12 protein-coding genes are annotated in these 13,221 nt (G+C 66.2%); 7 read left to right on the top strand and 5 right to left on the bottom strand.

Annotated elements, in window-relative coordinates; genetic code table 11:
- Positions 1 to 92 precede the first annotated feature (92 nt).
- A complete protein-coding gene (locus tag ACPUD7_RS07135; RefSeq protein ID WP_205683316.1) occupies positions 93 to 1,445 on the top strand; it encodes a glycoside hydrolase family 1 protein in 1,353 nt (450 codons plus the stop codon).
- On the top strand, positions 1,442 to 2,731 hold the full coding sequence (locus ACPUD7_RS07130; RefSeq protein ID WP_240689650.1) for an MFS transporter: 1,290 nt from the start codon (positions 1,442 to 1,444) through the stop codon (positions 2,729 to 2,731). Before ACPUD7_RS07135 ends, ACPUD7_RS07130 begins: the two co-directional genes overlap by 4 nt.
- Before the next feature lie 14 nt (positions 2,732 to 2,745).
- Here the strand turns inward: ACPUD7_RS07130 and ACPUD7_RS07125 are convergent, their stop codons facing one another.
- The 4 genes from ACPUD7_RS07125 to ACPUD7_RS07110 all read right to left on the bottom strand — a co-directional run bounded on the left by ACPUD7_RS07125 (position 2,746) and on the right by ACPUD7_RS07110 (position 6,744).
- On the bottom strand, positions 2,746 to 3,294 hold the full coding sequence (locus tag ACPUD7_RS07125) for a YdeI/OmpD-associated family protein (protein ID WP_425119498.1): 549 nt from the start codon (positions 3,292 to 3,294) through the stop codon (positions 2,746 to 2,748).
- Positions 3,295 to 3,422: 128 nt separating this feature from the next.
- On the bottom strand, positions 3,423 to 4,943 hold the full coding sequence (locus ACPUD7_RS07120) for a 3-hydroxyacyl-CoA dehydrogenase NAD-binding domain-containing protein (RefSeq protein WP_425119497.1): 1,521 nt from the start codon (positions 4,941 to 4,943) through the stop codon (positions 3,423 to 3,425).
- Complete coding sequence (locus ACPUD7_RS07115) at positions 4,940 to 5,851, bottom strand: 3-keto-5-aminohexanoate cleavage protein (protein WP_425119496.1); 912 nt, start codon at positions 5,849 to 5,851, stop codon at positions 4,940 to 4,942. The genes ACPUD7_RS07120 and ACPUD7_RS07115 overlap by 4 nt, the downstream gene beginning before the upstream one ends.
- Entirely contained in the window at positions 5,848 to 6,744 is an 897-nt protein-coding gene (locus ACPUD7_RS07110; protein WP_135538511.1) for a TetR family transcriptional regulator, read from the bottom strand. Before ACPUD7_RS07110 ends, ACPUD7_RS07115 begins: the two co-directional genes overlap by 4 nt.
- Positions 6,745 to 6,905: 161 nt before the next feature.
- Between ACPUD7_RS07110 and ACPUD7_RS07105 the strand changes: the two genes are divergently transcribed.
- Complete coding sequence (locus ACPUD7_RS07105; protein ID WP_425119495.1) at positions 6,906 to 8,279, top strand: pyridoxal phosphate-dependent decarboxylase family protein; 1,374 nt, start codon at positions 6,906 to 6,908, stop codon at positions 8,277 to 8,279.
- Positions 8,280 to 8,340: 61 nt separating this feature from the next.
- Here the strand turns inward: ACPUD7_RS07105 and ACPUD7_RS07100 are convergent, their stop codons facing one another.
- Positions 8,341 to 9,006, bottom strand: coding sequence for a YczE/YyaS/YitT family protein (locus ACPUD7_RS07100; protein WP_425119494.1), 666 nt, complete (start codon positions 9,004 to 9,006; stop codon positions 8,341 to 8,343).
- A gap of 156 nt (positions 9,007 to 9,162) precedes the next feature.
- Here ACPUD7_RS07100 and ACPUD7_RS07095 point away from each other — a divergent pair, with 156 nt between their 5' ends.
- The 4 genes from ACPUD7_RS07095 (at position 9,163) to ACPUD7_RS07080 (ending at position 13,091) form a co-directional block, all read left to right on the top strand.
- Complete coding sequence (locus ACPUD7_RS07095) at positions 9,163 to 9,942, top strand: YggS family pyridoxal phosphate-dependent enzyme (protein ID WP_425119493.1); 780 nt, start codon at positions 9,163 to 9,165, stop codon at positions 9,940 to 9,942.
- A gap of 14 nt (positions 9,943 to 9,956) precedes the next feature.
- Positions 9,957 to 10,916, top strand: a complete 960-nt coding sequence (locus ACPUD7_RS07090) for an arsenic resistance protein (protein WP_425119492.1) — start codon at positions 9,957 to 9,959, stop codon at positions 10,914 to 10,916.
- A 32-nt stretch (positions 10,917 to 10,948) separates the two neighbouring features.
- The gene (locus ACPUD7_RS07085; protein WP_425119491.1) at positions 10,949 to 12,400 is read left to right on the top strand and encodes an AlkA N-terminal domain-containing protein; all 1,452 of its coding nucleotides are present in this window, start codon (positions 10,949 to 10,951) and stop codon (positions 12,398 to 12,400) included.
- Between the two features lie 82 nt (positions 12,401 to 12,482).
- Positions 12,483 to 13,091: a methylated-DNA--[protein]-cysteine S-methyltransferase gene (locus ACPUD7_RS07080; RefSeq protein ID WP_425119490.1), complete on the top strand. Its 609-nt coding sequence runs from the start codon at positions 12,483 to 12,485 to the stop codon at positions 13,089 to 13,091.
- Positions 13,092 to 13,221 lie beyond the last annotated feature (130 nt).

Here is a 13,221-nt window from a genome sequence, read left to right as displayed (position 1 = left end):
GCACTCCGTCTCAGCGCATATCGGCGGCGCTGACCGGTGCTCACCCTGGTGAAGGCATTGCGGCAGTGATGCGTCCGTGACATATTCTGGTTATGGAAGACATGGATGTCGCTGGTGCGGCTGTGCACGGTCTGCGGTTCTCGGCGGCCACTGCCGCCTTCCAGATCGAAGGCGCCAGATGCGAAGACGGTCGCGGACGATCGATCTGGGATGACTTCGTCGATAAACCCGGCGCGGTGATCGACGGCAGCAGCGCAGAACCGGGACCCGACAGCTATCACCGCAGTTCAGAGGACGTCGGACTGCTGGCCGGACTCGGCGTCGACCGATACAGATTCTCGATCTCCTGGCCTCGCATCATCCCCGACGGCGGGCCCCACACCGCGGTCAACCGACCCGGACTCGACTACTACGATCAACTCGTCGACGAACTGCTCGATGCCGGGATCACCCCGGAGCCGACCCTCTACCATTGGGATCTTCCCTCGCCCCTCGAAGCCGCAGGCGGGTGGCTCAACCGGGATACGGCCGACCGGTTCGGCGAGTATGTCACCGCCGTCGCCGATCGTCTCGATGATCGGGTCCGACATTGGTACACGATCAACGAACCCGCCTCGACCTCTCTGCAGGGCTATGCCCTCGGCGAACTCGCTCCCGGGCATACGATGCTCTTCGACGCCTTGCCGACGGTCCACCATCAGCTGCTCGCCCACGGACTCGCCGCAGCGATCCTGCGCGAACGCGGTGCAGTGCAGGCCGCGCCGACCATCAACCACAGCCTCATCCTCCCGGAGACTGACGCCGATGCCGACCTCGAGGCAGCCGGGATCCTCGATGTCATCATGAACCGGCTCTTCGCCGAACCGCTGCTGCTGGGCGCGTATCCCGATCTCGGCGCCTTCGGCGTCGACATGCCCATCCGGGACGGGGATATGGATGTGATCTCGGCGCACAACGAGATCTACGGATTCAACTATTACAATCCGATCACCGTCCGCGCCGCCTCCGCAGGTCCGCTGCCCTTCGACATGGTGCCCACGCCCGGGGCCCCGACCACGGGGTTCGGCCCGCAGTGGCCGATCCGGCCCGACACCATGCGCGACTTCCTCATCGATCTGCGCAACCGGTACGGTCAGGCGCTGCCGCCGATCGTCATCGCCGAGAACGGTGCCTCCTTCCCAGAACCGGACTCCGCTGCCGGGCAGATCGAGGATCGAGAGCGCATCGCCTATCTGCGTGACCACCTCGGCGCCGTCGCCGAGGCACGAGCCGCGGGAGTCCGGATCGACCAATACACCGTCTGGTCGCTGCTCGACAATTTCGAATGGGCCGACGGGTGGACCCAGCGCTTCGGCCTCGTCCATGTCGACATGCACACCGCCCGACGCAGTCCGAAAGCCTCCTACGACTGGTATCGCGAACTCATCGCTGCCGCTCGATCATGAGCTTCGGGATCGAGTCGAGTCCCGCCTCCGGTGATGGGACCGCGAAACGGGTCGGACCCGGGTGGATGGCATGGTTCACGCTGGCGTGGCTGGCGATCTGGACTGTGCAGCTCACCCCGGTCCAACTGCTCCTGCCGATGCAGCTCGATACTCAGAGTGGTCACTGGATCGACGGCGTCGTCTGGTCCGGACTCGTCCTCTCCGCCGGCGGGCTGGCCGGAATCGTCATCGCCCCGATCGCCGGTCGGTTCTCCGACCGCACGCGTTCTCGTCTCGGTCGCCGGCGACCGTGGGCGATCGGCGGTTCGCTGTGTGCCGCTCTCGGCCTCGTCCTCACCGGCGTCGCCGAGGGCCCGGTCAACGTCGGCGGCGCCTGGGTGATCACCTCTGTGGGCATTTCGACTGCGTCTGCGGCGCTGACGGCACTCATCGCCGATCAGCTCGACGCTCAACGGGGTGCAGCCTCGGCGGCGGCCAGCTCGGCCCAGGCCATCGGCATAGTCGTCGGCGTCGGCGCTGTCGTCCTGCTCGGCCTCGGTCTCGGCACAGCCTATGTCGTGCTCGCCGGCCTCATCGCCGTGATCGGGGTGGGCACGGCACTGCTGCTGCCCGATCCGCCGCCGCTGCACCCGGCAGTGCAGGCGCTGCATGAGCGGACATCGCTGACGCGGGCGCGGGTGTCCTCGCTCCTCGACCCGAACTTCACGAGACTGCTCGTCAGCCGCTTCATCGTCAATGTGGGCAATGCCTGCGGCACATCGCTGCTGCTGTTCTTCCTGCTCTACGGCATCGGGGTGCCGTCGGCGACGGCCGAGGACAAGCTGCTGGTGCTCATCGTCATCTACACGGTCTTCGTCGTCATCGCCTCGATCATCGTCGGGATGATCTCCGACCGCAGCGGGAACCGACGGCTGTGGACGGTGACGACCGCCCTGATCCAGGCTTCATCGGGCGTCATCATCCTCATCAGTCCGAGCTACCCGGTGACCGCGGTCGCGGCCGCCTTCATGGGGACCGGCTACGGCGCGTACATGGCCGTGAGCCTCGCATTCGCCACCGATCTGCTGCTCGATCCCGAGGACCACGCCCGCGATCTCAGCCTCGTCAACAGCGCAGCGAACCTCGGACAGCTGGTCGGACCCCTGCTGGGGGCAGGACTCGTGGCCCTCGTCGGGGGCTTCTGGCTGCTGTTCGCCTCAGCAGCTGTCGTCTCAGTCGTCGGCGCCCTGCTCACGCTCACCGTCCGCCCGAAGCAGTCGGTGCTCCGCGACCCCGCACCCGAATGAGGTCGGAGACCGGTTCAGGACTGCCCGAGCAGCTTTCCGCTCTTCGACACCTCGGGGTCCGTGCACGATGACCTGTCGAAGCAGCAGGGTCGACGCAGGCCCGACTCGAGCTTCGAGAGAGTGACTTCGACGCGGCGGGCCCGAGTGGCTGCGTTCTTCGTGGACTTCACCCAGCGCACCCACTCCCAACGGGCCATCGGGGTGAGTTCCTGCCAGACCTCGGCCAGCGCAGGAGCATCGGCGAGCGCCGATTGCATATCAGCGGGGACGACGACCTCGGGCCACCGGCTCTGCGGAGTCAGTGCCGCGGCGACCTCGTCACCGGGGGAGAGGCCGAGCCGGTTCCACAGTTCCTCGTCGAGGCCGATCCAATGACCGCGCAGGCCATCGGGCTCGACGACGGTGGAGAACTCGACTGCGTTGAGCGATCCCTGCACCGCGACCTGACCGCGTGAGGGAAGCTGCCCGCTGGCATCGGCGGGCAGACGCAGGATCGGGCGCTCGTTGAGCAGCTCGGCGACGGCTGTGAATGCGATCTCGGTGGTGGCTGTCGTGGTGGACATGGTCTCTCCTCTGCGGGCCTGGCCCCGTGAGTGCGGGACCGGTGTGAGCACCAGGATAACTCCGTCGAGACGCCGCGACTTCTCGAATCCTGATGACTGTGCACCTGATGTCTGCGGTCCACGGGGTCTCAGCCGATGTGGCGCCCTGACCAGTCCGGTTGGGACCGCTTCACCTCGTCGATGCGATCGAGGATCGTGTCCGGGAAGGCCACAGCACCTCCTGCCTGTTGGTCGACGTGAAGGGCGACGATCTCCTCGGTGGCCACCAGGCGCTGGTCCACGTGCATCTCGTACGCCAGGTGCAGCTTCTTCTCACCGGCACTGACCAGCTGGGGTGTCACGGTCAGCTGGGCGCCGAGAGCCACCTCGTCGAGGTATCGGATATGGGATTCGACGGTGTACAGCGAGGCGTTCGCCGTGTTTCGGTAGCCCGCGTCGAGCCCGAGCTCATCCATCACCTGATCGGTGGCGAAGCCGAAGACGAGGACATAGAACGCCTCAGACATATGCCCGTTGTAGTCGATCCACTCCGGTGCCACTTCCGTGGTGTAGCGCGCGAGGCAGGGGGAGGGCTCGGCGCTTCGAGCGCTCGATTCGGTTGCCGAACCGTTCGCCTCTGCCGTATCTGCTGCGGTGGCCGACCCGGTCCCTGAGGTGGGGTCAGTGCCGACGGTCTCGGATCCGGCTGTCGACAGTTGGGCGGTGAGCCGGCGCAGAGCGATGATCCCGGCATCGCGGTGTGCGACGAGATCGGCGATGGTGCGCGGGCCGGCCTCGACTTCGCACCCGGCCACGACATCGTCGCGCAGAGTCTGGCTGAGCTCCGGGGCGGTCAGCCGCGTCCACGGCGACTTCAGCGAGGGCCCGAAGTGATCGAGCATATGCGCCATTCCGCCCTCACCTCCGGCCAGATGGAAGGTGAGCATCGGCCCCTGGAAGGGCCAGCGCAGTCCCGGTCCGTCGGTGATCGAGCGGTCGATCTGCTCGACCGTGGCCTCTCCCTGCTCGACCATGTGCAGTGCCTCGCGCCACTGGGCCTCCTGGAGGCGGTTGGCGATGAAGCCCGGCACCTCGCGGTCCATCCGGATGACGGACTTGCCGATGCGAGTGTAGAAGTCGCCGGCCCAGTCGACGGCCGCCGGCGAACTCTGCTCGCCGCCGACGACCTCGACGAGTGGGATGAGGTAGGGCGGGTTGAACGGATGTCCGACGACGAGACGTTCGGGGTGGGTCGCCTCGGTGGCCATTTCGGTCATGCTGTATCCCGAGGTCGACGATCCGATGACGATCTCCGGGGCACACACGGCATCGATTCGGGACAGCAGACCCCGTTTGAGGGACAGGTCCTCCGGCGCAGACTCCTGGACGAATCCGGTGCCCGCGACCGCCTCGGCGAGGTCGGTGTGAACCGACCATGCATCACGGTCGGCGTCGGGGGCCATATCGAGTTCGGCCAGCGCCGGCCAGGCGGCGTCGAGGAGGCGGGTGAACTTCTGTGCGGCCTCGGGGGCGGGGTCCCAGATCTTCACCCGGAATCCCTGGGCAAGGAAGTAGGCGGCCCAACCGCCGCCGATGGTTCCGGCCCCGACGCAGGTGACGGTGTCGATCGACGCGAAGTCGGGGAAGGCAGGTGCGGTGGAATCGTTCACAGATCGCCTCCGGTGATGGTCGGGGTCTGGACGCGCAGGTCGAGGATCTCGCGGGCTTCGTCCGGCGTGGCCACGGCTGCGCCGAGGCTGCTGATGATCTCGACGGCGCGGGAAGTGAGGTCGGCGTTCGTGGCTTTGACGCCCTTGGACAGGTAGAGGTTGTCTTCGAGCCCGACGCGGGCGTGACCGCCGGCGAGCACGGACTGGGCGACCCACGGCAGCTGGTTCGCGCCGATGGCGAAGGACGTGAACTGGGCGCCCTTGGGCAGCATATTCACCATCGCAGCGAGCAGGCCGGGGTCCGCGGGGGCGCCGTAGGGGATGCCCATGCACAGCTGGTAGAGCGGCGGGGCGTCGATGAGGCCCTCTTCGACGAGCACATTGGCGAACCACAGGTTGCCGGTGTCGAAGATCTCAAGCTCGGGACGCACGCCGAGGGTCTGGATCCGCTTCGACCCCTCACGGAGCATGTCCGGAGTGGAGACATAGATGTTCGAACCCTCGCCGAAGTTGAGAGTTCCGCAGTCGATCGTGCAGATCTCGGGCAGCAGCTCCTCGACGTGGGGGAGACGGTCGAGGGCGTTGATGAGGTCCGTGCCCGGCATCGTGGTCAGCGGGTCCTGCGGGTCGACGACGAGGTCGCCGCCCATCCCCGCAGTGAGGTTGATGACCGGGTCGACGTCGGAGGCGCGGATGCGGCGGACGACCTCACGGTAGTACGCGACCTCACGGGAACTCTGCTTCGTCTCGAGGTCGCGGACGTGGATGTGGACGATCGAGGCGCCGGCTCGGGCGGCAGCGATCGCGTCGTTCGCGATCTCTTCGGGGTTGACGGGAACGTGTTCGCTCTTGCCCGTGGTGTCTCCGGCTCCGGTGACGGCACAGGTGAGGATGACCTTGCGATTCATGATGACTCCTTCTTCGAATCGGTGCTTCTGTCGTGATCGGTGGTGTCGTTGGTGTGCATGATGGAACGGTCGAGGTAAGACCGCAGGCGCAGGGTGAAGGTCTCGGCATCCATCACCCCGGTGAGGACTTTGATGCCGAGCCCGTCGAGCAGCGAAGTGAGCTCATCGGCCATGGCACGGGCATCGCCGGGTCGGAAGCACCCGGTGCGCTGACCGTCTTCGAGCGTGGTCTGCACGGTTCGCGACCAGCGTTCGTAGCTGAGGGGATAGTCCTCCAGTGCTGCGTCTTCGAGAGCCAGACGCGCCCAGGTCTGCAGCCAGATCGACCACTCTCCGCGTTCGGTGCGGCCCAGCGGCGATTGCAGCGCAAGGAGACGTTCGAGCCGCAGAGAGGGATCGTCGATGTCGGCGAGCCAGGCGATCTGCCGGTCGAAGGCGAGCTTGACCGAATAGTCGAGAGCGGCGTCGAAGAGCTCTGCCTTGTTCGCGAAGTAGTAGTGGATGCTCGGAGTCGAGACCCCGGTCGCCTCGGCGATGTCGGCGATGCGCACGGCATCGAAGCCATGACGGCCGAACAGAGTCCACGCCGCCTCGGCGATCGTGCGCCTCGGGGTCGCTTCTTCGGGTGCGGCGGCTGCGTCGGTCGACGAGTTCGGCGGCAGGGCCGAGACCTGGGATTCGTCGCCGAGGATCCACCGCACGGTCACGCCCGTGGCGGTGGCCAGGCCGAGGAGCTCCTCGGCGGTGAATCGGCGGCGCCCCGCCAGGGCTTTGGACAGTTTCGTCTCGTCGATGCCGATCGCCTCGGCGACGCGTCGTTGAGACAGGCCGCTCCAGCCGATGGCTTCCCTCGCCCGAGCCGCTGTCACTTCGGGAGGCTGATCACCACTCATGGGGCGAACCTACCGCAGATCCGACAGTGATCGCAAGTAAAAATGACTGAAAATCAAAACTTGCGATCAACCCGTGGTTTTGCCCAAAATCCCGCGCATGACGTTAGTCTCATAGACGGTGGGAGACCCCCACCATCATCGAGCCCGACGAGGAGCCACCCATGACCGACAGTCTTCATTCCCGCATGCACGTCGTCTCCGACGAGACCCGCAACCTCGTGAATCTCGTTCTCGAATACTCCCGCCGTCGCACCTTGGCCGAGGACACTCCGCTCGACCACCCGACCTCGGAGGCCGAGCTGCGTCGTCTGGCCGGTCCCACCGTCACCGAGGAGGGGCTCGGGTCGGCGCGGGCGCTGGCGATCTTCGAGCACATCTTCGCTCCCGCCTGCATCTCGACCGACCATCCGAAGTACCTGTCCTTCATCCCCAGCGCCCCGACGAAAGCGGCCGTCGCGTTCGACCTCGTCGTCTCCGCCAGCGCCCTCTACGGCGGATCGTGGCTCGAAGGTGCCGGTGTCGTCCATGCGGAGAACGAAGTGCTGCGCTGGCTGGCTGGGGAGTTCGGTCTGCCCGAGACCGCCGGGGGAGTGTTCGTCCAAGGAGGGACCATCGGCAACCTCTCGGCCCTCGTCGCCGCACGCAATGCCCAGAAGGAGAAGCTGGGTGACAAGCGCCCCGGACGCTGGGTCATCGTGTGCAGTGCCGAAGCCCACTCGTCGATCGCCTCGGCGGCCGAGGTCATGGACGTCGATGTCGCCCCCGTGCTCACAGATGAGGACGGGATCCTCCGGCCGGCAGGAGTGAAGGAGGCGCTGCAGGAGCACGGTGATGCCGTGATCGCGGTGGTGGCCACCTCGGGGACGACGAATTTCGGCACCATCGATGACATCGCCGGCATCGCGGCGCTCAAGGAGGAGTTCGACTTCTGGCTGCACATCGACGGCGCCTACGGACTGGCCGCGATGCTCTCACCGCAGGCACGGCACAAGTTCGCCGGCGTCGAGGAGGCCGATTCGCTCATCGTCGATCCCCACAAATGGCTCTTCGCTCCCTTCGATGCCTGCGCGCTGATCTACCGGGACCCGAACTCCGGCAGGCGAGCGCACACGCAGAAGGCGGAGTACCTCGACACGCTCACCGACGCCCAGGAGTGGAGCCCGTCGGATTTCGCCATCCAACTGACCAGACGACCTCGCGGACTGCCGCTGTGGTATTCCGTGGCCAGCTACGGGGTCGAGGCCTACAGGGAGGCGATCGGGCACTCGATCGATCTGGCGCGGCAGATCGCTACGGAGATCCGACGGCGGGAGAACCTGCGTCTGGTGCGCGAACCCGAACTCTCCGTCGTCGTCTTCGAATGCGATGGGTGGCAGCGTGGGGACTACGATGCGTGGTCGGATCGACTGCTCGAGGACCAGCGGGCGTTCGTCGTGCCCAGCTCCCATGCGGGGCGTCCGAACGCCCGGTTCGCGATCGTCAACCCGCTCACCACATTCGAGGACCTCGTCGACATCCTCGACACCATGGAGTGAACCGAGGCGGGCGGCTCTCGTCCCCTCCGGCGCAGGCCGGGATCAGCGCCTCTTCTGGGCTTCAGCGCCTCTGTCGGGGGCGGAGTTCGACGGTGAAGGTCGGCAGCAGCGCCTGGGTGATCGGGCCGATCCCCACCGCGTAGAGAACGGTGCCGATGCCGACGACTCCGCCCAGCGGCCAGCCGATCGCGACGACAGTGACTTCGATGAGGGTGCGCACGAGCCGGATCGACCGGCCGGTGACTCGGGCGAGTCCGGTCATCAGTCCATCACGCGGACCGGGGCCGAACTGGGAGCCGATGTACATCGCCGAGGCGAGTCCGTTGAGGGCGACACCCGCGAGCATGAGCGGAATCTGCCACCCGAGGTGATCGGGTTCGGGCAGGAACAGTCGGGTCAGGTCGAGCGCGGGCCCGATGAGCAGCGCATTGAGGACCGTGCCGATGCCCGGCTGCTGTCGCAGCGGGATCCAGATGAGGAGCACGACGAAGGAGAGCAGGGTGACGACGGTGCCGAAGGTCACCGGCATATGCCGGAGGATGCCGGCGTTGAGAACGTCCCACGGCATCATGCCCAGACCCGCATTGACCATCATCGCCATGGAGGCCCCGAACAGGTAGAGGCCGATGAGCAGCTGCGGGATGCGTCGCCACAGCCGGCCCCCGCGCAGCTGTTCGATGGGGCCGACATTGGCCAGCTGGCGTTTCGGCGTGGGTGTCGATGTCATTCGGCGGCTTTCTCATTCCTCAAGAGTCTCCCTCGTGACCCATTGTGGCCGAGATCCTCCGTGCGTGCACCGTCTGTCCACCGGAATCGTGGACGCAGGAGTATCAGCATGCGCCGTTCGCCGGTGGCTTCTGCGCCGCCTGCCTATCATGAGGACATGGGAGACAACAGCGGACTCAGTCATGACGAACAGTATTCGACGGCCGTGAGCGTCGAGGACTTCCGGACCAATATCGCCGAGGTCGAGCAGCGGATCGCTGCGGCAGCGAAGCGGGCGGGCCGGGATCGATCCGAGATCGAACTGCTGCCGGTGAGCAAGACCGTACCGCAGGAGCGCATCCGGGCCGCTGCAGCGGCCGGCTGCCACAAGCTCGGTGAGAACAAGGTTCAGGAAGCCCACCGGAAGTCCGAGGAGATGGCCGATCTCGACATCGACTGGGCGGTCATCGGGCACCTGCAGTCGAACAAAGCGAAGTTCGTCGCCCAGTTCGCCGCCGAATTCCAGGCCCTTGACCGCATCAAGGTCGCTCGTGCCCTCGATCGTCGGCTGCAGAGCGAGGGCCGCAGCCTCGACGTCTACGTCCAGGTCAACACCTCTGCAGAGGATTCGAAGTTCGGGATGCCCCCGGAGGAACTGAGCGGGTTCCTCAGGCAGCTGCGCGAATTCGACACTCTCAAGGTGCAGGGACTGATGACCTTGGCGATATTCTCCTCAGACGTCGAACGCGTCCGCCCCTGTTTCCAGATGCTGCGCGAGCTGCGTGACCGCGCGCGGGACACCGATCCCGAGCTCATCGGGCCGGGGCATCTGTCGATGGGGATGTCCGGGGACTTCGAAGTCGCCATCGAAGAGGGCGCGAACTGTGTGCGAGTCGGCCAGGCGATCTTCGGCAGGCGTTCCGTTCCCGATTCCCACTACTGGCCGGAGAACGGCTGAGAGCCGAGATCGGTTTGTCGACATCGGCCCAGGCCGTCTGGTGGGTGGGCGGACTCGCCCTCGGTGTTCTGCTCGGGGCGGGACTTCCCGCTCTCGGGCACGCCGCCGGTTGGGCGGTGACGCCGTGTCTCATCGTGCTTCTCTTCCTCACCTTCCTCGAACTTCCGTTCGAAAGGGCGGCGAAAGCCTTCGAGGATGTCCGGTTCCTGGCAACCGTGGCGGTCCTCAACTTCCTCGTCGTCCCGGTCCTCGTGGCCGGGCTAGTCGCTGTCTTCGACATCGACGAGCCCATGCTGCTGGCCACGCTCGTCGTCCTGCTGTGTCCGTGCATCGACTACGTCATCGTCTTCACTCGCGCCGCCGGCGGTGCGTACGAGCACCTCCTCGTGCTCACCCCGGTGCTCACGGTCGCTCAGCTTCTCCTTCTGCCCGTGAGCCTGTGGGCCATCACCGGCGGTGATCTGAGCGCCGACCTGCCGGTGCGCGCACTGGTCTCGGCGCTGTTTCTGTTCATCCTCGTCCCTCTCACCGCAGCGATCATCGTCCGTTCGATCTCGCGACGCGCACTGCGCGTGAAACGGCTCGTGAAGGCCTCCTCGTCGCTGATGACCCCGGTGATGACTCTGACGCTGCTGGTCATCACCGCCTCATCGACGCCGCTGATCGTCAGCGCGATCGCTCAGCTGACCACCGTCGCCATCGTCTTCGCGGTCTTCGCACTCGTCATCGGTGCCCTCGCGTGGGCGGTGACTCGCGCGTTGGGCTTCGGGGCCCGACAGGCGCGTTCGGTCGTGCTGTCGGCCGTGACGAGAAATTCTCTCGTCATGCTCCCGATCGTGCGAGCGGCCACCGGCGACGGCATCGGACCGGCGACTGTGGTCACGCAGACGCTCATCGAACTGCTGATCCTCCTCCTGCTCGTCCGCGTTCTCCCGAGGCTCATCCCCGACACTGCCATGTCTGAAATCCGCTAGTATTTGTCACCTGCGGCGACCAGAATGGGAGCATGCTCACCACCGATCAGTGCTATCAGGCGGTCACCTCCCGTGACAGACGCTTCGACGGCATGTTCTTCACTGCGGTGCACACCACCGGGATCTTCTGCCGACCGTCGTGCCCGGCCAGAACCCCGAGACGGGAGAATGTCGACTTCTTCATCAGCGCCGCGGCCGCCGCCGAAGCGGGCTTTCGCGCCTGCAAACGGTGTCGACCCGATGCCAGCCCGAATTCCCCCGAATGGGACACCCGCGGTGATGTCGTCGCCCGGGCCGTGCGCCTCATCCGCGAAGGCATCATCGACTGCGGGGGAGTCGAGGCCCTGGCCGCGGAACTCGGCTACAGTTCCCGACAGCTGTCTCGCCTCATGCACGAGGAGCTCGGTGCCGGACCGCTGGCGCTGGCCCGGACCGAACGGGTGCGCACGGCCAGGACCCTCATCGAAGCCACGGCGCTGCCGATGAGCGATATCGCGTTCGCCGCGGGATTCGCCAGCATCCGTCAGTTCAACGACTCCTTCCGAGACATGTATTCGATCAGCCCGCGAGAGCTGCGCACCACAGGATCTGACCGTGCCGTCGCCGACCAGCTGGTCCTCAGGCTCGCCTATCGTCCGCCCTTCGACTTCGAGTACCTCCTGGCCTACCACTCCGTGCGTGCCGTGCCGGGAATCGAGACCGTTGCCGACGGCGCCTACTCCCGATCCATGCGCCTGGCACACGGCCCGGCGGTCATCACGCTGAGCCAAGCAGCCGGAGACTTCGTGGACTGTCGACTGCGACTGGCGGACACCCGTGATCTCGGCAGTGCCGTGGCCAGGGCCAGGCGGATCCTCGATCTCGATGCGGATCCCGTGGCGGTCGCCCAGACTCTGCGCGCGGCAGGACTCGGAACTCTCATCGACCGGCACCCGGGGATGCGTTCGCCCGGACACTGCGATTCCGTCGAACTGGCCGTGCGCACGGTCCTCGGCCAGCAGATCTCTTTGGCCGCGGCACGCACTCATCTTCAGCGGCTCGTCGCAGGGGCGGGGGAGCCCCTTCCCGAGGAGCTGCGGACCGACTGTGTCGATCGACTCTTCCCCACTGCCGAGGCGATTGCCGCGGTCCCCGCCGACGACTGGGCGCTGCCGGCCTCGCGCATCCGCACGATCCACGCCCTCGCGACAGCCCTGGCCGAGGGGCGCCTCGACCTCGGCGCCGGCAGCGATCGTGAGGCGGCGAGCCGGGATCTGCTCGCCCTGCCGGGGATCGGACCGTGGAGCAATGGGTACATCCGGATGCGCGCACTCGGAGATCCCGATGTCTTCCTCGGCTCCGACCTCGGAGTGAAGAAGTCCGTGGCCGAGCTCGCCGAATCGGCTCCGGCAGGCGATTGGGCAGACGTCGTCGCGGCCTGCAGCCCATGGCGCTCCTATCTCACTCATCTCCTGTGGGCAGAACACGCCCAGGCGGAACACTGACATGGCAGACGACCGGACTGAAATGACAGCCGACGAGACCGACTCGACTCGCCCGCCATCCTTGAAGAAGGGACGAGAAATCATGACTTCTCAACACACGATTCGCCAGCAGACCACGACCAGGTCGACGACGACCACCGAGCCGGACCAGACGGCCTCGATCGGCGGTCCACTCGAGCTGCCGATCGCCTCGGCGCCGGTGTATTCGACGGTGCTCGACACGGAGCTCGGACCGATGCTGGCCACCTCGGACGGCATCCACCTCACGGGCGTCTACCTCGATGTCTCCGAAGCGACCATCCAGCGCCTGCACAAGGCCTTCGGGGCCGAGCCGACTCCGAACGATGAACTCGAGATCTTCACCCGCACGGGCACCCAGCTGGGGGAGTACTTCGCCGGCGAGCGGACACAGTTCGACCTGATGCTGGCCGCTCGAGGCACCGAATTCCAACGCTCGGTGTGGCAGGCACTGACCGAGATCCCCTACGGCCGGACCGTCGGGTACGGGCAGCTGGCAGCGATGCTGGGCAGACCGAGCGCGGCCCGGGCGGTCGGTGCGGCGAACGGGAAGAACCCCATCAGCATCATCGTGCCGTGTCACCGGGTGATCGGTGCCGACGGTTCACTCACCGGCTACGCCTGGGGCGAGGTGAAGAAGCGACACCTGCTCACCCTAGAAACCCCCACCTAATTGCTACTGTGAGTATTGATAGTGGCTGGTCTGGGACTGGCTGGCAGAGTAGGGACTGACCGTTCCATCGATCATCATGACTCTAATTGCTACTGACTCCAACGATGTCCTCGTCGGGATCTGTCTGGTG

Source organism: Brevibacterium sp. FAM 24630 (assembly GCF_049804075.1).
Classification (GTDB): Bacteria; Actinomycetota; Actinomycetes; order Actinomycetales; family Brevibacteriaceae; genus Brevibacterium.
Note: the sequence above shows the minus strand (reverse complement) of the source record. Positions and strands in the feature narration are given on the sequence as shown.